The sequence below is a fragment of the Evansella clarkii genome (assembly GCF_002019695.1).
GTDB lineage: Bacteria > Bacillota > Bacilli > Bacillales > Salisediminibacteriaceae > Evansella > Evansella clarkii.
In genome coordinates, this window is sequence record NZ_MTIV01000022.1 from 50,117 (window position 1) to 71,562 (window position 21,446).

Annotated in this window: 25 protein-coding genes; 12 read left to right on the forward strand and 13 right to left on the reverse strand. The window is 39.4% G+C overall.

The features are described 5' to 3' along the window. Positions 1-94 precede the first annotated feature (94 nt). Entirely contained in the window at positions 95-1,291 is a 1,197-nt protein-coding gene (locus BK582_RS25205; RefSeq protein WP_078598424.1) for a peptidoglycan recognition protein family protein, read from the reverse strand. Positions 1,292-2,221: 930 nt separating this feature from the next. Between BK582_RS25205 and BK582_RS25215 the strand changes: the two genes are divergently transcribed. After that, a complete protein-coding gene (locus BK582_RS25215) occupies positions 2,222-3,016 on the forward strand; it encodes a CPBP family intramembrane glutamic endopeptidase (RefSeq protein ID WP_218190778.1) in 795 nt (264 codons plus the stop codon). A gap of 86 nt (positions 3,017-3,102) precedes the next feature. Here BK582_RS25215 and BK582_RS25220 read toward each other — a convergent pair whose 3' ends face one another. Next, positions 3,103-4,734 (reverse strand): ATP-binding cassette domain-containing protein, encoded by a 1,632-nt coding sequence (locus tag BK582_RS25220; RefSeq protein WP_078598431.1) that lies wholly within the window; start codon positions 4,732-4,734, stop codon positions 3,103-3,105. Between the two features lie 471 nt (positions 4,735-5,205). Further along, positions 5,206-6,531: a radical SAM/SPASM domain-containing protein gene (locus tag BK582_RS25225; RefSeq protein WP_078598433.1), complete on the reverse strand. Its 1,326-nt coding sequence runs from the start codon at positions 6,529-6,531 to the stop codon at positions 5,206-5,208. A 315-nt stretch (positions 6,532-6,846) separates the two neighbouring features. On the opposite strand from BK582_RS25225, the gene BK582_RS25230 reads away from it, so the two are divergent. Both BK582_RS25230 and BK582_RS26640 read left to right on the forward strand, forming a co-directional pair. Beyond that, complete coding sequence (locus tag BK582_RS25230; protein ID WP_169911314.1) at positions 6,847-7,764, forward strand: tyrosine-type recombinase/integrase; 918 nt, start codon at positions 6,847-6,849, stop codon at positions 7,762-7,764. A 137-nt stretch (positions 7,765-7,901) separates the two neighbouring features. Next, positions 7,902-8,000, forward strand: a complete 99-nt coding sequence (locus tag BK582_RS26640) for a putative holin-like toxin (RefSeq protein WP_169911316.1) — start codon at positions 7,902-7,904, stop codon at positions 7,998-8,000. Between the two features lie 179 nt (positions 8,001-8,179). Here BK582_RS26640 and BK582_RS25235 read toward each other — a convergent pair whose 3' ends face one another. Further along, positions 8,180-8,788, reverse strand: a complete 609-nt coding sequence (locus BK582_RS25235) for a leucine-rich repeat domain-containing protein (protein WP_078598437.1) — start codon at positions 8,786-8,788, stop codon at positions 8,180-8,182. 218 nt (positions 8,789-9,006) lie between these two features. Between BK582_RS25235 and BK582_RS26645 the strand changes: the two genes are divergently transcribed. Beyond that, positions 9,007-9,669, forward strand: coding sequence for a phosphodiester glycosidase family protein (locus BK582_RS26645; RefSeq protein ID WP_139368356.1), 663 nt, complete (start codon positions 9,007-9,009; stop codon positions 9,667-9,669). Between the two features lie 2 nt (positions 9,670-9,671). On the opposite strand, the gene BK582_RS25245 is transcribed toward BK582_RS26645, so the two are convergent. The 7 genes from BK582_RS25245 to tmk form a co-directional block, all read right to left on the reverse strand. Further along, on the reverse strand, positions 9,672-10,121 hold the full coding sequence (locus tag BK582_RS25245) for a hypothetical protein (RefSeq protein WP_078598441.1): 450 nt from the start codon (positions 10,119-10,121) through the stop codon (positions 9,672-9,674). Positions 10,122-10,224: 103 nt separating this feature from the next. After that, positions 10,225-10,647 (reverse strand): hypothetical protein, encoded by a 423-nt coding sequence (locus BK582_RS25250; RefSeq protein WP_139368357.1) that lies wholly within the window; start codon positions 10,645-10,647, stop codon positions 10,225-10,227. A 108-nt stretch (positions 10,648-10,755) separates the two neighbouring features. Continuing rightward, positions 10,756-11,229 carry a hypothetical protein gene (locus BK582_RS25255; RefSeq protein ID WP_078598445.1) on the reverse strand — a complete coding sequence of 158 codons (474 nt, stop codon included), beginning with the start codon at positions 11,227-11,229 and terminating at the stop codon, positions 10,756-10,758. A 759-nt stretch (positions 11,230-11,988) separates the two neighbouring features. Further along, positions 11,989-12,390, reverse strand: a complete 402-nt coding sequence (locus BK582_RS25260; protein ID WP_078598447.1) for a hypothetical protein — start codon at positions 12,388-12,390, stop codon at positions 11,989-11,991. Positions 12,391-12,434: 44 nt separating this feature from the next. Then, a complete protein-coding gene (locus tag BK582_RS25265) occupies positions 12,435-12,836 on the reverse strand; it encodes a hypothetical protein (RefSeq protein WP_078598449.1) in 402 nt (133 codons plus the stop codon). A 473-nt stretch (positions 12,837-13,309) separates the two neighbouring features. After that, positions 13,310-14,596, reverse strand: a complete 1,287-nt coding sequence (locus BK582_RS25270; protein ID WP_078592918.1) for an IS110 family RNA-guided transposase — start codon at positions 14,594-14,596, stop codon at positions 13,310-13,312. Positions 14,597-15,031: 435 nt separating this feature from the next. Then, positions 15,032-15,742, reverse strand: a complete 711-nt coding sequence (tmk, locus tag BK582_RS25275; protein WP_078598451.1) for a dTMP kinase — start codon at positions 15,740-15,742, stop codon at positions 15,032-15,034. A 175-nt stretch (positions 15,743-15,917) separates the two neighbouring features. Here tmk and BK582_RS25280 point away from each other — a divergent pair, with 175 nt between their 5' ends. The 7 genes from BK582_RS25280 to BK582_RS25310 all read left to right on the forward strand — a co-directional run bounded on the left by BK582_RS25280 (position 15,918) and on the right by BK582_RS25310 (position 18,549). Then, on the forward strand, positions 15,918-16,247 hold the full coding sequence (locus tag BK582_RS25280) for a hypothetical protein (protein WP_078598453.1): 330 nt from the start codon (positions 15,918-15,920) through the stop codon (positions 16,245-16,247). A gap of 25 nt (positions 16,248-16,272) precedes the next feature. Then, entirely contained in the window at positions 16,273-16,575 is a 303-nt protein-coding gene (locus BK582_RS25285; protein WP_078598455.1) for a hypothetical protein, read from the forward strand. A 26-nt stretch (positions 16,576-16,601) separates the two neighbouring features. Next, a complete protein-coding gene (locus tag BK582_RS25290) occupies positions 16,602-16,895 on the forward strand; it encodes a hypothetical protein (protein ID WP_218190779.1) in 294 nt (97 codons plus the stop codon). Then, positions 16,892-17,233 (forward strand): hypothetical protein, encoded by a 342-nt coding sequence (locus BK582_RS25295; RefSeq protein WP_078598459.1) that lies wholly within the window; start codon positions 16,892-16,894, stop codon positions 17,231-17,233. Before BK582_RS25290 ends, BK582_RS25295 begins: the two co-directional genes overlap by 4 nt. A gap of 80 nt (positions 17,234-17,313) precedes the next feature. Next, the gene (locus tag BK582_RS25300; protein ID WP_078598461.1) at positions 17,314-17,538 is read left to right on the forward strand and encodes a hypothetical protein; all 225 of its coding nucleotides are present in this window, start codon (positions 17,314-17,316) and stop codon (positions 17,536-17,538) included. A 79-nt stretch (positions 17,539-17,617) separates the two neighbouring features. After that, on the forward strand, positions 17,618-18,130 hold the full coding sequence (locus tag BK582_RS25305) for a hypothetical protein (protein WP_078598463.1): 513 nt from the start codon (positions 17,618-17,620) through the stop codon (positions 18,128-18,130). A 164-nt stretch (positions 18,131-18,294) separates the two neighbouring features. Further along, complete coding sequence (locus BK582_RS25310) at positions 18,295-18,549, forward strand: hypothetical protein (protein WP_078598466.1); 255 nt, start codon at positions 18,295-18,297, stop codon at positions 18,547-18,549. Positions 18,550-18,797: 248 nt separating this feature from the next. Here the strand turns inward: BK582_RS25310 and BK582_RS25315 are convergent, their stop codons facing one another. Beyond that, positions 18,798-19,355: a hypothetical protein gene (locus BK582_RS25315; protein ID WP_078598469.1), complete on the reverse strand. Its 558-nt coding sequence runs from the start codon at positions 19,353-19,355 to the stop codon at positions 18,798-18,800. Between the two features lie 56 nt (positions 19,356-19,411). Then, positions 19,412-19,876 carry a hypothetical protein gene (locus BK582_RS25320; RefSeq protein WP_078598471.1) on the reverse strand — a complete coding sequence of 155 codons (465 nt, stop codon included), beginning with the start codon at positions 19,874-19,876 and terminating at the stop codon, positions 19,412-19,414. A 317-nt stretch (positions 19,877-20,193) separates the two neighbouring features. Between BK582_RS25320 and BK582_RS25325 the strand changes: the two genes are divergently transcribed. Continuing rightward, entirely contained in the window at positions 20,194-20,895 is a 702-nt protein-coding gene (locus BK582_RS25325; protein WP_078598473.1) for a replication/maintenance protein RepL, read from the forward strand. Positions 20,896-21,446 lie beyond the last annotated feature (551 nt).

Genomic DNA, 21,446 nt, shown 5'->3' on the forward strand with positions numbered 1-21,446 from the left:
GCACCCCACACCGTTCATACCTGTTCCGCATGTTTTATAAAGAGAAGCTGACCTCACTTCTGACAACCTTTTTCGAAAAAAGGTTTGGTATTTTTTATGATGCCATTTCTTTTAAACGTTCCAGTGTCTCCTCATCTACAATCCCTGTGACTTCTAACCCTTCTTGCTCCTGGAAAGAGCGTACGCCGGCCTCTGTTTCATCTCCGAAATGACCATCGACACCAAACTGAGGCAAGTCAATCCCTACCTGAATAAGATCGGATTGAAGTTTTCGTACGGCACTCCCCCGATTACCGTGCTGCAGCAACGTGGTCTCAAAAGCCTGATCGAGTGCGCCAAAGGTCTGTCTGCCGGCAATACCATCCACGGTTAAGCGATTATGCTCCTGAAATGTTTTGACACCGGCTTCCGTTTCCGCACCGAAATCCCCGTCTGCTCCAAAATTCGGGAGTTGAATCGTAAAATACATGAGATCCTCTTGGAATAAGCGGACACCCCGACCTTGATCCCCCACACGAAATATATTGACTTCTTCGAGCTGCCTCATTGTCACAGAATCAGCAATACCATGCTCCGTGAGGTTATATTTTCGCTGCACGTCCCGTACGGCTTCCTCAGTTTCATCCCCAAAATGACCGTCTACTCCGTGAACTGGCAGAGCTTCTTGATTCTCACGGATCAGTTGGCGCTGAAGCGTTTCCACTTGACGCCCACTGTCCCCGTTCCGTAAGCCCGTCACGGGCAACTCCTCACCATATAAGCGTTGATGGACATCCTGACGAATATCTGGCAGGCGCTGATATATGTTTCGACCTGGACACAGTGTACTGGAAAAATCCTGGTGACCGACGATGTTTTCCGGGTTAATATCAAATTTGTAACAAAGCCAGGAGATCAAATCGATGGCTTTATCATACTGCGCTTGAGTAAAAGGTCTGGTCTCATAATCTCCATGAAACATCACGGCCACACTGTTCGCATTGACAGCTGGTTCATGCCTTCCCCTTTTGTTGTCTGGAGCACCCTCAAAGGCCGTCCCATTTTTTCCGATTCCGTAATGGTAGCCAACATCGCACCACCCTAATGTGAGTTGGTGATAGTCTTGCACAAATTGCATTTGTTCTTGTTCTGTCCGTGAGTCCACCGTTGCATTGGGCGTGGCGCAATGATGGATCATCAGATAGTCATAACTTGTGATATCCTCCGCGCAACTGGCGCGATCTTCATGGGGTCTTCCACCCCATTCACTTTTTGTTAAAATTACTGGTTTTGGTTGCGTGTTTTTACTCATTTTCTCTACCTCCTAAAATGTGGGATACATCTTAAAGAGAGAAAATGGCGTATAACACAACCTTGAACGTTGATTTTTTAGTTCTAATAAAAAACTAATAATAGAATAATAACTATGTTGGGTGCGTAAAATTTTATGAGAAGGCGTGTTAAGGAACTAGTGAAGCGGGTGGTAAGAGCCCGGAAAGAGCTGGTCTATCTGATGTATTATAAGGTCAGTCAAGATCCAAGCAGCAGAGTTAGGGTTGCTGGAAAGGAAGAATCATGGGGGTCTCAGAGGGTAAATTGCCGTTTAATATCGTAGACGATGAAATGACTTTATATCTTCAAGGAGGCATCAGTGTTTCAAGACCATTTGAAATTATTAAAAGACTTTGTACCGTGCATCCAATAGAGATCCGCGTTTTTTTGATGAGCATTACTTTATTTTTAAGGGCTATAGAAAAGAAGCATTTACATTTAAGAAAATAAGACCATTAAGGGGGTTATAAAAAAATGGTATAATTAATAATAATTGTAATATAAGGAGAGTATAATGTTGGCTGTCAAAATTTCTATAATAACAGTGACCTTAGTTTTTGTGTTTTTTTCTTTCACTCGGCTTACTCACGAAATCATAATTAGCCTTTTAACCAATCCCTTATACTTACATTCTATGTTTTTAATATTTTGGTTATATTGTATTGCAAGTCTCACAAAACGCTCCAATAATACGGTGAGGGGAAGTTATATCCCCGTTGCGCTACTGAGCTTTTTCTCAATATTTCCTATATTAATGGTCCCGATCGAGTCAGACATTATTACAATCATCGTTTCTTTGTTTTTCATTCTTATTAATATAACTATTGCAACAACATATTTTAGGGGTCAAACCTTCGTAATTTCCTATGACATTATGAAAAATCCTAAGTTAATTCCTTTCATAAGCTTTATGATTATTAAAATAGTTGTTTTAGCCTTAATGGTAAATTATATGTCATTTTTCAAAGATTTTTTTGAGCCAATTACTATCAATACATATGGATTATTAAACGAATTGTTATTTGTAAATTTGATACTTTTAGGGTTGTTCCTTCTCTTTTTTAGAATGTTATCTAATGAAAAGGTTATAAGGTTAATTGAGAAATCTGGTCTTTTTAATTTTAAAAATTTTGTTGGTGGTATGTTGTTTTTTATCTCTATAGTTATCACAATTCACGTTTCTGTTTACCTAATTAATTTAGCCACAGATTACCAACTCATTACTGTATTTAGAGAATTTTCACTAACTGAAATTATGGGGGAATACCTAAGCCAGATTTTTGGTGTAGCTTTGTTAGAGGAGTTGTTCTACAGGTTTATAGTAATAATATATTTACACCAACTATTTACTAGTAGAACTAAATTAAACCGTAAAACTATCACGGCTTATACCTTAATAATCTCCCAAGTGTTATTCAGTGTTATACACCTATTGCCCGTATTACTACTCCATGGTATGCCAGATTTATTTATCTTATTATTTCAACTGTTGCAGTATATTATTGTTGGCTTTTATCTCTTCTATGCTTTCTATAAAACTAATAATCTGTGGATGGCGATTTTTCTCCATGCTTTAATAAATACCAATATAACATTGTATTACATTGATAGAACTTTTTTGATAGACTACAGTACCTTGGTAATCCTCTTTTCCTCGTTGATATTGCTTCCATTTTATCACTCCAAAACTAAAGAAACTGTTTAGGGTATAAGGTACTTGGAGGGGCTACCCCCTCCGTTTTCTTATATTCCAAACAGTTTTAAAAAAGTGATATTAATGAGACAGCTACGTTAATTAGCAATTTGATTTTCTATTGAAGTATTTCTACTTTGTAAATTTACTATCCTATCGTTATATCCGATTATACTTTTTTTATGCGTTGTGTAAATAATTGTGGAGTCAACTGTCCTGTTTAAAAAGTTTGACCATACGACTTTTTCAGTGTCAGTATCTAGTGCGGAGGTAGGTTCATCCAAGATGATAATATCGGGTTTTGTTAACATTATCCTTGCTAACTCTAATCTTTGCTGCTCACCTCTGGAGATTTTAGTTTTATCTATAATAGAAGCGTTATCAATAAAATGCTCCAATTTAACTTCTTTTAAAACTTCCTTAATATCGGTATTGGTTATGGGTATGTTTTCAGTTCCGTAAGTTAAATTCTCTACAACTGTACCTCTTAGTAGGCTGCATTCGTCAATTAAAAATCCAATCGACGGTTCAGTATTCGATCTTATAGTTATGGTACCTTGATAATTAAATAAACCAGCTATGAGTTTACAGAGTGTAGATTTACCAGAACCACTTTGACCGATAATTGCAACTCTTTCACCTCTCTCAACATCAATGTTAAAATCTTTAATTATCAGCTTACCATCAACGCTATAGGTTAAGTTTCTACAGGAAATAATGATGTCAGGGTCACTATCGTTGGTATATTCCCTGATACCATATCGCTCATCTCTCTCTAACAGTGGTTTAATTCTCTGAAAAGAAGTTGTCATGTCTTTGTAAATAAATGGTACAAAATATAAGCTATCTAGGGGTTGAGCAGTTCGAAACATTATTTGCGTAAAGGCAAGTAATACTCCAATTGTAGTTTGATTTATACTTATAAGATACGCACCTACTGCTATGATAACCAATTGTTTTGAATTGGCCATTATTCCAATAATCGCTTTATGTTTTGCTTGATACAGGGATAGAGATTCCCCTTTACCTAATGCATCTTCATAAACGTTCATATATGATCGTTCTTCATACGAACTGAGATTATTTAATTTTATAAAAAGAAGTCTATCCATAAGCTGTTTTAACGACTCCATGGTTTTACTTTCTAAGATTTTCACTTTTTGAACTTTACTTTCATACGTCTTAGAAAAGAAGAAAGAGTAGATGCTCTCTGAAAAAATGAGAAGAAAAGCTATGGTTGCTAGAAATGGGTTAAAATAAAACATAATAATACATAAAGCAAGCACTAGAAAAAAATTGAGAGGTATTTCAAGAAATAAATATAATCCCCGTTGGATAATCATTTCTAAATCTTGCTTAGTACGGTAAATAAGATCGCCTTCGCCAAATTTTTTAATTGACATATAATCTTTGTTTAATATCGAATTTACCACTTGCTTTTGGGTTTTTTGTTTTAAAAAAATATTTGTTTTGAGTTGAACTTTGGCTAGAAAATATTCTAAAATGGCAAATAACACTAAAAAGAGTAATAGAAACAGTAGAGTGTTTGTTAAGGTTCCTTTGTCGAAAGTAGGTAGTATAGTATCGAATATGTACATCACAATAAAAGCTGGTATTAATGTGAAGAGAAGGAAAATAACTTTCAATGTAAACTGTAATAAAAATAGAAGAAAGGCTTTTCTATTAATTACATCCTTAAATTGATTATATATTTCAATTAAATTTTTCATAAAACCTCCTAATAAGGCAATGAGGTGAAAACTTTAAAATTTTCACCTCAAGTTTCAAGTTCTTTACATACCACCAATTATTAAGTTTTTAACTTAGTTATACTCCCCAATTGTTTGTCCAACACCAATTTATTCTACAGTATTGGACAGCACAAACCAAAGGATCATTGACATCTGTAATTTGAACTTGGTAAGGAGTTGTTATGAATTCCACAGTACCACCACCTAACTGTTTGTCCAACAAATATTGATGTTACATGTGTTTATCCCGCACAAGGTCCGGCAACTACCTCCACCTCCTGGATCATTGGAATCTGGTGTTACAATATGTTCCATATCTTTTCACCTCCTTTACTTAATAGATTCCTATAACATTTTTTTCTGTTATAGTAGTTACCCCTATCCGAAAATGCATAAAATAGGATATGCGATCCCGAAACACTATACCACCCCACCTAAAGGCTTAGGTTCTTATACTTCTTCTGCAATTAAGTCCTTCTCGATGGTTTGTTTGGAAATAGGGTTCCTTGTATAATATCTGTGCAATCTATCTTTGATGTTATATTTTAATTGATCGCATTCAAAATCTTCTTTTTCTAAACTCAAATCAGGACATCTTCCTTTACATAAAGGCATAATATTACACGTAGTACATTTTTTAGGTAACTGCCAGTTCATCCATTTAGTTAAACGATCATAATTCGTTATGCCGTCTTTTAGTGTTCCAACACGTAATTTTTTGTTACCAACTTCATGCCAACATTTAAACAAATCCCCCGCGGCATCAACTACATACGCAGAATTGTCAACTGCCTGGCAAATTCCCCCACCTCTATTAACCGGTAGTAAATCTCCCATTTCGAAACCTATGCTGTCAGCATACTCAATCAGCGAAGTTTCCCATTTTGAAAACTCTCTAGTAACTAAACAGGTTTCGCTAATGGATTGACATGCTTCCGTGGAGGCCCCAACAGGAGCAAAATACACTGTTAACTTTTTATTTAATCCTTCCTTTAAAAGTATCGGGAAAAGTTTATATACATCTTCTACATTTTCTTTAGATACGTTTACTCTAATAGCAATATCAACTAAATCATATATTTCCTTAATATTGGATAAGATTTTATCGAATGTTCCTTTTCCATTCCTTAAAATCCTTGTTAGATTGTGAGTCTCGGGTCCCCCATCGAGAGTTATTTGGACATGGCTTAATTTATATTTTTCCACTAGCTCTAAAGCGGTTTTTCTGTCAAGCAAATAACCGTTAGTAACCATTGTAGCGGAGTATTCCATTCCTTTTTTTTCACAAAGATCGATTGCATATTCGGAAACATTAGCAATTAATTTTTTCATAAGTAAGGGTTCTCCCCCGTACCAAGTAACGGAGAGACTTTCTTTATTATTCGTGTTTTGCTGAATAAATTTTTTCAAATCTTCTTCTTTTTCGCCCTCTAAATACTCATCTACATGTTCTTCATAACAATAAGGGCACCTAAAATTACATTGAAGGGTAGTGGCAACGGTTAAGTGTAAGTTTGTATTACCATAGTTATACAAGTTATGTTGGTATAAATATAATCCTAATTCATCTCTGTCTTTAGGGACCACAAAGCCAGCACGGGTAAATTCTTCAAGGGCTGTGTTAGGTATTTCCTTTCCACTATTTAAGTCTTTTAAGTAGTTTCTATATGTGGCGTTTAATTTCACAAAAGCTCCTGTGTGACTGTTGTACAAAAAGTAAGTATTGTCCCTCTTATAAGGTACATTATACTGAGACACTTTATACTCTGTTGCCATACATAAATACCCTCCCGTTCAATAATTTTACAAAAAAATAATAACTATTTTTTTTTAAAAAATAAAACTAGATTATAGGCTGATAAGCAGGAAGAGAGCCGAATATTGCAAAATTTCATTTTATTTCTCTGTTTTTTTAATAATTTCTTGAAATTTTTAAATAATATGATAGTTTTTAGGAGAAATAGTAATAAATATATTACATTTATCTGGAAATAAAATGACTTTTAATTACATTGGATGCATTCACAAAAAACAATCGATACAATAGTAATTATATTGGGTGCGTAAAATTTGATGCGGAGGTGTACTTTAGTGGAAAATTGGAGCTTACTGGAGCGGTATATCCAGTATCTGGAGGACAAAGGCAGGAAGCCTGGAACGGTGAAGCAATATGTGTCGGATCTCAAGCAGTTTATAACCTGGCTGGACTCGACAGCTGACAGAGAGCAGGATCTTTTAAAGATAGACGGGGCGCATATCGAGGCGTATACCGCTCTATTAAACGAAAAGAAGTTGAGCCGTGCAACCATTAAGCGTCACCTGTCTGCAATTAATCGACTGCTGGCGTATTACCGAATCGATCATGTCATGCCGGAACACCACACGACAGACTATTCGGCACCCCCGTTAAAACGAAGCGATTTTGTTACGATACATGAAATGCACCAGCTGCTGACGTCGATGAAGCGTCCGATTGGGTCAGCAGCAAGAGACATACTCATTCACAGAAACCTGGCAATCGTTCATTTAATCCGGTACAAAGGATTTCGTCCAAAAGAAGTATCTCTGATTAACATGAACATGATAAATATGGGCCAGTCTCAGATAGCGCTCGATCTGTACGACCCGGAGCCGGTCTATCATTTATCTGATGAACATATGCAGTACATCCGGGATTATTTACAAACGATTGATGCGCCGAAAAGACCGCGCCGGCAATCATCTGATCCATTATTCGTGGCCTTTAATAATCGGAGCAATCACTACCAGTTCGATTACGAGCTTGTAAAACCGAAACGATTATCTGTGAGAGGGATACAAAAAATGATAAAAGAAGAAGTGCAGCACGCCGGTATCCGGAAGCTATCTGCGAAACACTTACGGAACAGCTGCATCCTGGAGCATGTCATGCGAGGGTATGATGAGAAAGACATCCAGAGTTATTTTCACTTGACGCACCCCCATTCTTTGTATCGATACAAGGAGTACGGAATATCGGAAAACCCTTGATACCATAGGGTTTTCTCTATGTAAATGCAGGTAATCTATGGGTAATTATGGTATAATAGATAGTAGATACACATTCGATTTATCGATGTAGATAAAGGATAGGGTGGTTGGAGTTGTCCCCGAAAGGGGGTGGTTCCTTGACAACATTTCAGGCTTTAACGTTGATGATTTCTTTTTCCACGATGGTCATCGCGCTAATCGCAGTCGTTGTCGCTATTTTGAACACAAAAAAATAGCCCCCCTATTCGGCAAATGGGCGAGGGCTATTTTTTCTTTGAGATAAGATAACGCCAATCCCCTATCAGAAGAATGGGTATCTATCTGACCACCGTTCCCGCGGTGGTCATTTTTTAATATATGGGTTGTTACTGTTATCATACCACATTTTCAGAAAAAATACACGGGATGAACAAGATTATTGATGTCGATCACGCAGCACCCGGTAGGCGTCGACGTAATCCGCATGGTGGTCCAATAATGCCTGCAGGCTTTTCGAGTGAGGCCCTTTAACCGTGACAGCACTCATCTCCGCTTCACCTAAATTAAACGCGTGCCGGTGAATAAACGTCGGCATTCCTTCAAATGTCATTTCTGTAATGGGGTTATCACTAAACGCTTCTGACTGGATCTCCTGTGTGTTCTCCGGCAGAACGAGTTTAGATAGTCTATTATGCTGGAACACGGAACGGGAGATGGTGAAAATGTCTTCTCCAAGCCTTAATGTTTCTAATTGGTTATACATAAACGCGCCGTCTTCGATCAGGGCAACGCTTGACGGAATACGTATGTCCGTCAGTTTATTAAACGCGAAGGCGTAAAAGCCGATAACCGACAAGGTCGGCGGAAGGATCACGGAAGTCAGTCCCTTATTCCAAAAGGCATCCGGCCCGATGGATACCACCTCAACCCCATCGATCTCAGCAGGGATAACTACATTTGTTTCCTCTCCTTCATAGCCTGTGATTTCTCTTCGGAATTCATCAAATCGAAAATATTTTGCATCCGTTGTTTTGAAATGTATCATCAATTCGACACGCTCCCCCGTTCTGATTTTCTATATGTTTATTGTACCCTGAACTGGTTGTGATTTACCACTTATTCATTGAAGTATAGCAATTATTGGGGGATAAGTTAAAAAATAATAGCTACAGGTTGTAGAATTGATAAGTATCTCCCTTTTATTTAGCAATAGCACGTCACCGGTGACGCTATTAGATAATAATAGAAGGGTGGATTATCATTATGTCTTATCAATTCATTTCAAGGAGTGTAGGTCCAACTGTAACATATTGGATATTAAGGACACCCATCTCCAATATTAGATCATTAATTATTAATAGACCGATCTCAAGTACGTCTAATACTGGCGTTAATGGAGGTTTTTTCGCAGCAGCCAACGGTTATAACAGCCCACCAACTGGCGGAAGATCAATTTCTTACACTAGGGGCTACTCTACAAACTACCTGTATAACGGAACAGCAAGTAATCCGGTGAGTCGACGTACAGCTGTAATCTACAATAATAGAAGAAGTATTACGCGAATGAATGCCGCTAGACTTTCTGAAATCACAAATAGATTCGGTACCGTTGATGTTGCTATTGGGGGAACTGATTTCTCATCCTCTAGTTGGAGTTCTACCGCATATTATGGGGCTACAAAGAGGACAGCACTAGCCTGGGAAGGAAGTAACGCCTATCTAATCGTAGTTAGGACTGGTGTAGTAAATATTCCTGCCCTAAGAAGTGCAATAGATAGCGATTTGGGGTTAGGATTAAGCTCAAGCAATGCCGTAGTTTTAGATGGATCTGGATCAACTTCCATGCAGGTTTACGGAAATAGTAGTAGAACCTGGCACAACGCGAACAGACACATCTTCAATATGGTGACTTTGGTTAATACTTGATTTCAAGAGGGGGATTTCCCCTCTTCTTTATATATAAGGAAGAATACTAAGTAGGATAGTGGATAACCGATTGTCGTGATTAAATTAAATGGATTGTTCAAAGCATATCCATTGATGTACTCCACCTCATAAAAATACCTTAAAACCGGGCTTAGTATTATACCAATACTCGTAATAATTAATAATCGATAAATCAAATTATTTATATCAAATCTTAGAAATAATTTATTAATGATTAGAATTATAGGAGTTACTAATATACATGAAAACGGAAAGATAAGAGCTGGGAAGATAACCAATATAAAGAAAATCAATTCAGAAGTCATCAGGGTCATTACAGGTTCAATATTTGAATATCGTGCTTCCACTAATGTACTTATAACTGAAAATATAATTGAGCTGAAAAGTGAAATAAATAAATACTTAATAATTGTTTTTCTTGCAAAAGCCATCTTCAAGCACCTCCAATGCGTTATCTAACATATTCTTTACGACGGCAGTATATCCTCCTAAGAAAAAATACATGCGATTAAATCGCATGTATTTTTCCGTTTATTATAGGACGATCCGGTATTCCACCTGCACCTGATTGCTATTCTCGTCATACACCAGGTCATCTAGTTTCACATACGGAACGAGCATCCCGACGTTGGCCAGAGCAATCCGGGAAATGATGGATTCCTTGCGTCGGTATGGGTGCATTCGCATATAAAGCAGCAGGTAATCTCCGCGAGTGACATACAGCTGGCCGTGTTTCACCACGTTTTTGTCGCCGTAAACATCGATCAGATATTCCAGCTGTTCTTTTTCCGGATGATATTCACTACAAATACTGATGCACGGCTTCAGCATTTGATAATTCTTATGAGAGATATCCCACTTGAGAAGATGATCGAATGCGCTCCGTCCTTCTTCGACTACTTCCTCCCACGTCTTACACCCCATGTCGTCCAGGCGTTTCGTGTATTTCCCTTTCATGACTCTAAATCCCTTCCTAGCCGATTTCTTCGAAATCTTGCTTTGAAACGGCTCGATCAGGGTTTGATCTTTTTCTTTTTTAAGTGTCGGCATCGCAGCGACCCCCTTTTAGTATTTGGTAGCATTCTGATGCAACTCCTCTTCGTCATAAAGCTGCACCATTTTCCAGATGTAGTCTGGCTCGTACTTCATTCCATACACCACTCGCTGAGAAGACTCGGATAAAAACAAATACGCCTGTTGCGCCTGGAAAGAATATTTCTCTACCGGGCGGATCAATTGATTGAATGCCGGCATGTCCGGCTGTAGCGTTACTCGGCTGACATAATGCCGGATCGCCATCGGAGCTTTATGATACACCGCTTCCAGCTCTGCTTCGGTCAGGTACCACACCCTCGCAATCAGGCTTTCCCTCGTCTTTGGACCGACGAAACCCTCCCCGTTCTCCTGTGCCTGACTCTCAAGAAACCTTACACATGCCTTTATCAGCGGTTCCGGCACTTTATTCTGGTCGAGATACTTGGCTATTTGTGTATACGTGAAGTTACGTGATTTTGCTCGCATTTTAAACGGATTGAACACCAAAACGACCCCTTAGCCTTCCAAATAATATCCATATATTTACATTTTAGCACGACGCTTACATGCACGCAACCATCAATTTGCTGTGCCGACAGCGTTTTGATGACTAAAAGAGGTATTTATCGTACCTGCCTTTTCACACTCAGGTATTTCGTTTTTCGAAATAAGTTCCTCTGTTCCTGATATATTCGAGAAAACTTTATATACGTAACACATGTATATATATATATATTTATATAGTCTTTTTATAAAAAAAGGAGGAACAAAGGAACATAATCGCGTGCCCCCTTGGTATGAAAGGATTTAGCTGTTCCTTTTTTGCCTGTGACTCCAGGGACATTGGAGGGACATTTCGGGGTAAAAAGGAACAAACGGCGTATTTTTAGTCAAAATCGAGCAATTACTCGCGTGACCCTAACCGGGAATTTATTAAAAAACAGGCTAATAAGACCTCAAAAAAGGAACATTTTGGGCGAAAAAGGAACATTTTGACCCTAAAAAGGAACAAACCAGGAACAAAAAAAGCCACACAGACATTCTTAAAACGGGTTTACTTGTGAGGTGCAAAACAGATAAACGTAGCAATTTCACACGCTAAATACACAACTTTCACAACCGAAATAGCAGTATAATTCGCAAACTAAAAAGGCATGAAGAACCAATTCTTCGCGCCTTTGTTTTCATGTTTGCTTATTTCACTAACGCAACCCGTTTGTTTGAGTACAGTTTTTCACAAACTAAAGTTTTCACTGTATAAGACTAACCTTCAATTAACCCAATATATCTGATTTCTTTCCCATCAACAATTGCAATATAAATAGCCCCTCTTTTTTCATTAGGTTTATATATTTTTGTACCGACAGGTAGTTCCGTCGCCGTCCCATTCTTAAATTCACTACTATTATTAGTTTGATTAGTAATTTCGGTTACTTCCTCACCTAAAGTTAAATCTAATTCCATTACCCAATCGATATCTTCAGCATATGTATAAATAATATCTTCAGTCATAAAAATATCAGCATCCGGGGAACTGGATAATATTTCTTCAGCAGTCGGATTACTTGTCGCATACTCTTCTTCCTCAACATCTTCGCTGGATTGAACATTACAAGCTGATAATAGCAGGACTACAAAGATAAGTAAGTATGTTTTTCTTACCATTAAATTGCCTCCCTAACTAAAAGACGATGATTGAAAGGTTTTTTCTATTCCTCTTCCAACTCTAAAATAAATTCCTCCACTTGGTCATTCCATATAATCTCTACTGTATAAGGAGAACCTGTTCTATTTGCCTCGATAAAATAACTATTACCAAAAGGCATGTTTTCTTTTCCTTCAAACTCTTCAAACTGCTGACTAACCTTTCCACGGTATTGAAATGCTGTATCTACAATAACCTCAACTTCGCCTGGTACAGGCTCTTCCCCTACATATTCAAAGGTAAGCTCTGCTTCCTCCGTTACATTTTCACCATAAGGCTTTTCTTCCACAAATAAGGATACTTGCCAGTTTTCTGTTTCTTCATTAAATGAATATGATGCTAATTCTTCGCTGCCGCAACCTGTAATAAACAGTAAAACAATTGCTGTTATTAATTTGAGTTTCATATTATCCCCCCCTACAATTTATTTTCTTACTTTTGCTAACCTCCCTCTATAATCTTTTTGTTTTCTTACGAAAACTCCGTTTATCTAAGGATTTCATAGCTACTCTTTTTCATTAGACATTATTTACATGGTTAGTTTTAGCTTATCTTCAAGAAAATGGATGTAAGGGGGCTTGTTGACCAGCTCCACTTAAGTATTTTTTTAAAGTAGAGGGGATTTTACGTATGATCGCCACGATGGATCTCCACGTTTCTCATGGGGTTAACCCTCCCATGTCTCCCAGAGTCGATGCTCCTACATTCCTTCGTTCAACCTTGCCATGAGGGTGGAGGTCAGATATGCTCCCCGCCAGGGTCTCTGCCCGTAGTTTTAGTTTATGTTCTGACTTCTCCGTGCTTCAAATGTCTTAGAATATTAGATTAATTAATAATCAGCTTCGATAAATAGAGTTTTAATAAAACAAAATTATTGAGTTATGCAGCTTCTTGTAAGTTATTAAAATGCGGAATATCACTAAGCATCTTTTCTTCACTGAACTCACATTGTTTTGTGCCTATTGTAAATAAGATTCGTATTAGTTTATTGCATATGGCAATTAAAGACGGCATCTTTTTTAACGGATTGTCTGGACGGGTAGTATAATACTCATGCAGGGCTTTAAAGGCTTGGTTCTTCGCGACTAAAGGCATTACAACTCTAAAGAGGAGAGCTCTTAGCTTCTTTCTTCCTCGTTTTGTAATGGTGGTGCGTCCTTTATGAAGTCCTGATGTATTTTCCCGTAAGTTTAGTCCAGCTAGTTTAATAATTTGTTTTGGGTGAGAATAGTTTCTTAGATCGCCTACTTCAGCTAGAAACGCAGCGACAGTATCTTTCCCTATTCCTGTGATTGCCACCATGTTCTGCACACCAGGAACTTGTTTAAGTAATTCATCTAAATGAGCATCTAGTTCCTCGAACTTTTCTTTGAGTAAATCATATTGAGCCAATAAGGTTTTAAGCTCTAATTTAGCCATGTTATTCCCTTGTTTAATGCCGACTGAACGACTAGCTGCCTCTTTTAATCTCTTCACTCTACTTAAACCAACACCTCTTTGGGCGCCCTTTTTAAGGTGTTGTAAAATTTCATCATCAGATAATTTCAGTAGCTCATCTGGCAGAAGATCAAGCTTTAAAGTACGAAGTGCAGCCTTTCCTTCCCAGTCTTTAAATGCGGTAAAAAACTCAGGAAAATAACGGTCTAGCCAATTGTGTACCTTGCCTTGCACAGACCGGAGGTCCGTTGATAGTAGTTCGCGTATTTTCATGGCCCCTCGGAGTTCCGCATAAACACCTTCAGGGATAATTGGTTCAGCGTAGCGACCATCTTTGACCAGTTGTGCTATGACTTTGGCATCTTTTACGTCATTCTTGGTTGGTGAATTATCGTCTAATTCTTTACTTTTCTTCGTGTGTAACGGATTGACCACAACACACTTGATATTTAATTCTTTTAAGTAATGTGCAAGGTTAAGCCAGTAATGCCCTGTCGGCTCCATACCAACGATAACCTTGTTCATTTGATTAGCAGCTTGAAGTTGATTGATCCAACCTATTAAGCCATCAAACCCTGATTGCGTATTTTCAAAAGTAATAGATTTTCCTAGATCCATTCCTCTGAAGTCCTGTGCTCTTGCGACGTGGTTAAACTTCGCAATATCAACACCTACGATTAGAGTTTCAGCTGTGATTTGAGCTATTTTGTTATTTTGGTTATAATTCATTAGTGAGTCCTCCTTGGTTATCAATTAAGGGTCCTTTTGCGCGCAAAGCTTTGGACACCTCGTATCATACCAAGAGGGCTCTTTTTCTATCAAACTCCAAATTCTTTAATTACAGGAATGCTCCCCGTTTCTTTAAGTACATTGCTTCACAAAGTCTTATCCTTTCATTTATTTTAACATAAATATCCGAAACCAAATTCACATGGCAAATCAATTTAAAATCACATGAAGGAAAAATTTATTTCCACCTATGTGAATAGGTGTCTGAATTCCTTTGTGATTTTCTGTATGTTTAACAATAAAACACTGATATAACAACAAAAAATCACATGTGATTTCTGCTGTGAAATCGCATGTGATACTGCTTGTGAATGGCTTCTTTGCATCTCTGAAGTAAATCCGTTAAGATATTCTGCGTGGCTCCTGATTTATTCGTTATACTAAGACTGCTTCTTTTTCATTCTCCATCACACTATCTTCCGTGAGTTCTTCTCCCAATATATACTTCCGGTATAAGCGATCCGCTGCTTCCAGCACCTGGACTCTTGCGATTGGTCGCGGCTGGTTCGCATCCACGATTTCCGTGTGGATCTCGCCCCCTTTTTCCTGGAACAAACATAAGAATTCTTCTTTCGTATACCGAAGACGCTCGATATCCGATTCATAATAGTCATTGTCTCCGTATTTGCCCCTTCGGTGCATACTGACTTCCGGTTCCACATCCAAGTAAATCACCGCGTCTGGCAAACGCATATACCGCGTGAGCTCGGAGAGCCAGCGCTCATCGTTATCAAATGCTCCGTACGCCCACTCCGTATGCACGTACCGGTCAATCAGTAAAATGTCTACGCCCTGGCGTTCGCATTCTTGAATATACGTCTGGCCGAGCTGCTTATCCGCAGCCTGGAGAAGTTCAAATGTCTTCTCATCTGCCAGAAGCTCCCCTTTCAGCCACTGGCGGATCAACTGACCTATTGGCGTTTCATAGTTTGGAAAGCTAGACTGTTCGACTTTCAGTCCCTTTGAAGAAAAATAATTATAAAGCACTTTTGTGGCCGTGTGCTTCCCCGCCTTATCGAGTCCTTCGACCGCGATAATTTTCATTTTATGATTGCTCTTTTTTGTATCAACGTTTTGTAATCCCATAGTTATCAAAACCCTCTCTGTTCAGTGTTTTACATATATAAATTATACAATATTTCCCAGTTACTAGTCAATGAGACCCAGAGAAACAAACCACTCTTTGAAAAAGGTGCGACATAACCGCACCGATAGAAAGGGTGAAACACCATAAAAAATCACTAGAAACAGGAGGGCATTTATGTCGCCATACCATCAGACCGCACAAGCTGACTGTACCGTCGAGTTTCGAATTCTCGACCCGAAAACGCAACAAGAGGCGTGGAAAGTCCATGAAGCCATGAGAATCAATGCGCCAACAGTCGAGCACCTGATCGAACGGGCCCATCTCTATGTCGGAAGACCGGAGCGACACGAAAACGTCTCCGCTATTCGGCTGACCGGGACAGTTATCCTCGTTCACCGGGAGAAAGACATTGTGCATGACCACGAAGACACGATCGCGCTGGATTTGAAAGTTCTAAGGGAGCGCACCACTCCTATTAACGGCGCCGCTGTCGTCGCTGGTTGATCGAAATCGAAAGGAGGGTAAACGCATGCTTACAACTGAGCGTCACACCTTAAAGTCGCTACAGAAAATGATTGATGGGTTACCTGATAACCTCACTGACCGCGACAACCGATTTATTATTGTCGCGACAAACGGCGCGATATCGGCCCTCATCGACGCTGAGGAACCGATCAATAAGACGCACCGGTATCATGAAGAAGCTAAACGCATTATCAAAGACCTGCAGGCGTTCATGGAGTACAGACACCAGGAAAAATGGACCGCCGATACGACCTATGCGTATCACCGAGTGAATACCACGACGGAAAACAGAAAGCTAGAAGCCTAAAAGGCACGACCACCCTGGAAATCAGGGTGGTTTTGTTGTGCAAAAAACTACTTAAACTAAAAGGAGCGATATGTATGACTGTGATAGCCAACCAAACCGACCGACTGACTAAGGATCAATTTATTACTACAGAGCAAACGATCAGCTTTCTAAGAGAAAGGGGACTCCGACTACATGTTTCCAGATCCAAAGACCGCTACATCTGCCGGATCGTAGACAAAGACAAAAACGTGGTCAGCCTTTCTTCTCGCACCGTTCTTGAAGAAGCTGTAACCATCGCCATTGGTAACGTCCGTGACTTCGAGGAGGTGCCGGTATGAACGCCACCGTGGAGGTATCTCTTAAAACGGAGGAACCGCTGGAAATAAACCTGAAAGAACAGCTGATCGCTGACATTTTGCAGCTCGGCGTGAAGGCGCACTACCACACCAACCGATGCGTCTTTGTGGAGTTCATCGGACATGTGAATCGATTAGATATCAGCGTCCGGGAAAGTTCGAATCTCTATTACCATACATTGCACTCCATAGACATCTGGCTGCAACCCTTCCCGTTTTTCAACGAAAAGGAGATAGAAACGTTCGAGCAAGAGGTGATACAGCAGCTACATGAAGCGAAAGAGTTATTGGAATCTTTATTAAGAGAACCTGTTATGTAATATGTAATACTAAAACGTAATCTGTTATCGTTTCTGAAAAGGATATCAGGAAAAATGATAAGGGTAAAGGAGTGGTATCAGTGACTATTAGTAGCGCTGACAACAACAAGACTGGGAAGTACGGAGGGACACCGACCAAAATGATGGAGTTGGCCGTCGGCACGAAATTCTATGAGTGCAACGGTGGCTGGTCTGGCGAGATCGTCTTGAAGGACAACCAGAAACACGTTCTGATTGACGGGGATTCCATGGAAAACGCCAAGATCATCAACGAGGATCATCTGCTCGACATCGAAGTGGAGTAACACTGTATCTAAAGCCGAAACCGGTGCGGAATTTCCGCACCGGTTTTTCTTGATTAGAACAAAAAGGAGTTGGAAACAAATGATGGTAAGAAAAGCGGTAATAAGCGATGCCGAGAAAATGCTGGTGTTAAGCTGCAGCATATATCCTCCTGAATGGCACGTCCCGAAAGGTTATATCGGTCGAGTGATGGCGAGTAACGAATCGGTATATCGCGTGCTGGACGTTGATGGAGAGATAAAAGGGACCTACTCGATGTTTCCATTAAGAAAAGAGGATTACGAAAGAGTACTTCGCGGTGACCTCGACGAAAAAGAATTACCGGAGCTTGTGAAGGAGTATACGCCAGGCGATGAGGTTTGGTTGTATCTGATTTCTATTCTTGTAGATGTTCATGATAAGGAGCGAAAAACTTTTTCGAAAACCCTTATACAAAGTATTCCTACCTATATCGAGGAGATACAGGAGAAGGGCGTTACGATCCGTGAAATAGGCGCCATCGCTATCAGTAACGAGGGGGAAAAGTTTATTGAGAGTATAGGGATGGATTTCAGTCATGCATTATACGACATCGAGGGATGGCGCGCCGGTTAGTTACAGAGTTTTTAAAGGCAGCGCCGGCGCGGTAATAGAAAACGTTTATTCATATCCACGGAGGACTGGCTCCGTTGTTTTCAACAACCGATAGATCATCTGAAAGACAACTACCCGACCCATATGGGACGGAAAAACCAATATACTCAAAGGAGCGATTCCACATGATAAACCCAGGAAATCAAACAATTAATAACCAGGCGGTAGGATTGCGTGACCGCATTCAGCTGGACGCGGTAAATGAATTAAAAACCATTATTAATGCTGATGACTATTCAAACGAGGAAAAACTACGGTTAGTCGAAGCCCGCCTTGATTTCAAGAACACGGAGATGGAGAAATATCATCAGGATATCGAAAAGCATTATGCAGAAGAACCAGCCGTAGAGCAGCTCACCCTCTTTAGTCTGAGCAGCTGATAGCCCCCTAATGCAAAATAAACCCCACTCTATTATGAGCGGGGTTTATTTTTTCGCGGAAAGGGCGACATGGCGTGACGAAACCTACACCAAAGGTTTGCCATGCGACTGCTGTACCAAACACGAACATTATTACATGTATTACCGACTGTGTTTAAATTATAGCACAACAAATAGTAGACTATCTATCTTTTTAGAAAAAAATTACATAAATCATAAAATGTATTTTTCCTCTTTTTATTATTATTTTATTCTTCTGCCGCAAGATTCATATAGTAGTTTTCTACCATAATTTCTGGGGAAGGGGTCCCACTTGAATTAGCAGTCTTAACACTTCTTACTCTTGTTTCCTTACCAGGAGTGTGACCGGCTATGAACCTTGTTGTAGTGCCTGTTCCGATGTTTCTGGAATAACTACCTGAAATAGCTTCCCATCTTGCTCCAGTAAACAAATTACCATTATTTTCTCTTAAATATAGATAAAAATTCCCGCCAGTGCTTAGCGTAGTTACACGAAGCGTGTAACTAGCTGCTGAAAATATAGGGCCGTCATGTACCCCTAAATTGAACGCTCTATATGCAATGGGTAATGAACGAGCTTGCATTTCCACACCCCTATTATGCATCTGCATTTCTTCATAGGTGGGAGCGTCTTTAGGAGGAGTATCAGATACATTATAAGATCCTATCGATTCCGCTATTTCCCATTCCTTTTCGAGATCCGTTTCCTCTCCTGCAGACACTTGACTTACCCCTAAGCTGACAGTTAATAGAAGTACTGAAAAATAACTAAATATTTTTTTCATATTTCTCCCGCCTTCCGATTTTTAAGGCAATCAATTTAAATTAGAAAATTTCATAATCACTGATATTCCTTTAATAACTCTTCATATATAGGAATATCTATTTTCCAGCCATCCTCTGTTTTATTTACCACATACTCAGCAATAGTACCGCTGTACCCTTCACCCCGAATATAAATCTCTACAAAACACGAAGGCGCTTTTTTGTTCCTGTCACACATGGGTTCGTTGATGTCATAAACTATCACACTACCTTGCTCCTGTTCAAGTCCATCGGCATAATATTCATATAGTGCATCATCCCAGTTTTCCGTGTCTAAGTATTCAAGGGCTTCCTCTAAGTCAGCATCACCCATAGCAACTTCTCTAAAATACTCATCAAGCAGACTAGCTGGTTCTTCTTTCATCCATTCATCCTCTTGTTTCGGTAAATCTGAGTTTCCACTAACCATATCAAAATAAAAAACCCCAGCACCTACCACTGATAACAAAGCAACAATCATTACTACAACAACCTTTTTCATAAAAAAAACCTCTCTTAGATAAATTTCACCAATATACTCCCTACTACGATATTAGGTCATTTCCATATTTCTCCCTCCTTTTTAGTACTTCTATTTAATTATGGCATTAATTCCCAAATTATCAAGTTAATTGTTAAATTTTTCTCAATAATCAAAAAAAGTCCTAATTATAACAATGTCTCCTATACAACCTATTGGTTTACAGGCTTTCTAATCATTTCGAGGTGAAAAATTGCCCCGCATAATCGGGACCAATGAATCAGGTGACACAGTAAAAATAAGCTGAAATCAAGTAATCGGAAAGGGTGAAATCTATCATGGAAGGAAGATACGGAACGTCTCTTGAGCAAATAGACGAAATTATTATCAAAAACTTAATCAGAGAACGTGCGATGAGACTCGAACTAACCAGCCGAGCCAGACTCAGAGTTGTTGATTATCTATTGGAAAACTTGAACTTAAACGGGAATGTCCTCCGGGAAACCATACGAGGAATATCTGATTTAGTTGGCGTCGGCACCAATATCGTGACGCTTACACTCCAAATACTGGAGCGAGACAATATTATTAAACGCTGGACCGGTGCTATTGTTTTACATCCTGAAATTTTACGCCACTGTCATGATATGATTGACACTACTCCCCCACCGGACACTTATAAATTCCATATAGAAGTGCAGCCGATCCCTACAGACCAGGAACGTTCTTTAGGTTATCGGGATCTTAAACGGAAATACGAATCCGGAGAAGAAGAACGCCAGGAACGGGAACGCGAGGCCGCCTTCATCACGCTTACCCAAAAGAAAAATGCTGAAATACTGAGAGAACGTGACAAAAAACTTAATGAGCGAGAAAAAATGCTCAATAAGCGGGAAAATGAATTAAATTTGTTGCAGGTTTCTTTGATGGCTAAAGAAGAAAAATTAATGAAATGGCAAGGAAAACTGGATGGACTGCTAGGATTGAGAGGCAGCTCCGATAAAGAAAACGATACCGCTATTTTTCACGATTTAGCTTAGAAGCAGCCTTCGGCTGTCTTTTTTTTTTGCTCTACGGCAGCACGAATAACCTGAAGCACGTCTGCTTCAGGTAAAGGCTTCTTTTTCTACCCTCTTCCCGGGTGCGGTGGAATATCAAAAGATGCCCATATCATGTCGAGCGATCGCTCTATTATTCGTGGCGTACTTTAATAGATTTTCCGGAAAATCAATACGCATTATCAGTATGTCCAGCATGTGTAACTAATATACATATCATGCTGATTTTTTTTCATAGTTTTCTAGTATGTGATACGGCACGGCATGCCGTATGGGGTGCGCATGGCGTACTCATCCTATGAAAACAAAACGGAAAATTAGCATTTTTTTCTAATATTCTATGATAAAATAATAGTGTCCCTGATCGTCAAGGCGGCACTGCCCCCTAAAGGGGGGAATTGTAAACCAGATGGCCAAGAGAGTGGATAGACGTAGAGCAGAACGGCGATCCCGGAAAGAACGGTTTGCGAGTGACGTCGCGACATCTTTCCAAATCACCGCGGTGCTCAGATGGTCCTGGGAGCTAGTGGAAA

Excerpts from the sequence above, each read along its gene's own strand:
- BK582_RS25225 (WP_078598433.1), bottom strand. The coding sequence starts at position 6,531 with ATGGCAACAGAGTATAAAGTGTCTCAGTATAATGTACCTTATAAGAGG.
- BK582_RS25235 (WP_078598437.1), bottom strand. The coding sequence starts at position 8,788 with ATGATACATTTCAAAACAACGGATGCAAAATATTTTCGATTTGATGAA.
- BK582_RS25285 (WP_078598455.1), top strand. The coding sequence starts at position 16,273 with ATGCTTACAACTGAGCGTCACACCTTAAAGTCGCTACAGAAAATGATT.
- BK582_RS25310 (WP_078598466.1), top strand. The coding sequence starts at position 18,295 with ATGATAAACCCAGGAAATCAAACAATTAATAACCAGGCGGTAGGATTG.
- BK582_RS25305 (WP_078598463.1), top strand. The coding sequence starts at position 17,618 with ATGATGGTAAGAAAAGCGGTAATAAGCGATGCCGAGAAAATGCTGGTG.
- BK582_RS25205 (WP_078598424.1), bottom strand. The coding sequence starts at position 1,291 with ATGAGTAAAAACACGCAACCAAAACCAGTAATTTTAACAAAAAGTGAA.
- tmk (WP_078598451.1), bottom strand. The coding sequence starts at position 15,742 with ATGGGATTACAAAACGTTGATACAAAAAAGAGCAATCATAAAATGAAA.
- BK582_RS25215 (WP_218190778.1), top strand. The coding sequence starts at position 2,222 with ATGATTATTAAAATAGTTGTTTTAGCCTTAATGGTAAATTATATGTCA.
- BK582_RS25270 (WP_078592918.1), bottom strand. The coding sequence starts at position 14,596 with ATGAATTATAACCAAAATAACAAAATAGCTCAAATCACAGCTGAAACT.
- BK582_RS25220 (WP_078598431.1), bottom strand. The coding sequence starts at position 4,734 with ATGAAAAATTTAATTGAAATATATAATCAATTTAAGGATGTAATTAAT.
- BK582_RS25260 (WP_078598447.1), bottom strand. The coding sequence starts at position 12,390 with ATGGTAAGAAAAACATACTTACTTATCTTTGTAGTCCTGCTATTATCA.
- BK582_RS26645 (WP_139368356.1), top strand. The coding sequence starts at position 9,007 with ATGTCTTATCAATTCATTTCAAGGAGTGTAGGTCCAACTGTAACATAT.
- BK582_RS25245 (WP_078598441.1), bottom strand. The coding sequence starts at position 10,121 with ATGGCTTTTGCAAGAAAAACAATTATTAAGTATTTATTTATTTCACTT.
- BK582_RS25325 (WP_078598473.1), top strand. The coding sequence starts at position 20,194 with ATGGAAGGAAGATACGGAACGTCTCTTGAGCAAATAGACGAAATTATT.
- BK582_RS25295 (WP_078598459.1), top strand. The coding sequence starts at position 16,892 with ATGAACGCCACCGTGGAGGTATCTCTTAAAACGGAGGAACCGCTGGAA.
- BK582_RS25315 (WP_078598469.1), bottom strand. The coding sequence starts at position 19,355 with ATGAAAAAAATATTTAGTTATTTTTCAGTACTTCTATTAACTGTCAGC.
- BK582_RS25280 (WP_078598453.1), top strand. The coding sequence starts at position 15,918 with ATGTCGCCATACCATCAGACCGCACAAGCTGACTGTACCGTCGAGTTT.
- BK582_RS25250 (WP_139368357.1), bottom strand. The coding sequence starts at position 10,647 with ATGAAAGGGAAATACACGAAACGCCTGGACGACATGGGGTGTAAGACG.
- BK582_RS25320 (WP_078598471.1), bottom strand. The coding sequence starts at position 19,876 with ATGAAAAAGGTTGTTGTAGTAATGATTGTTGCTTTGTTATCAGTGGTA.
- BK582_RS25265 (WP_078598449.1), bottom strand. The coding sequence starts at position 12,836 with ATGAAACTCAAATTAATAACAGCAATTGTTTTACTGTTTATTACAGGT.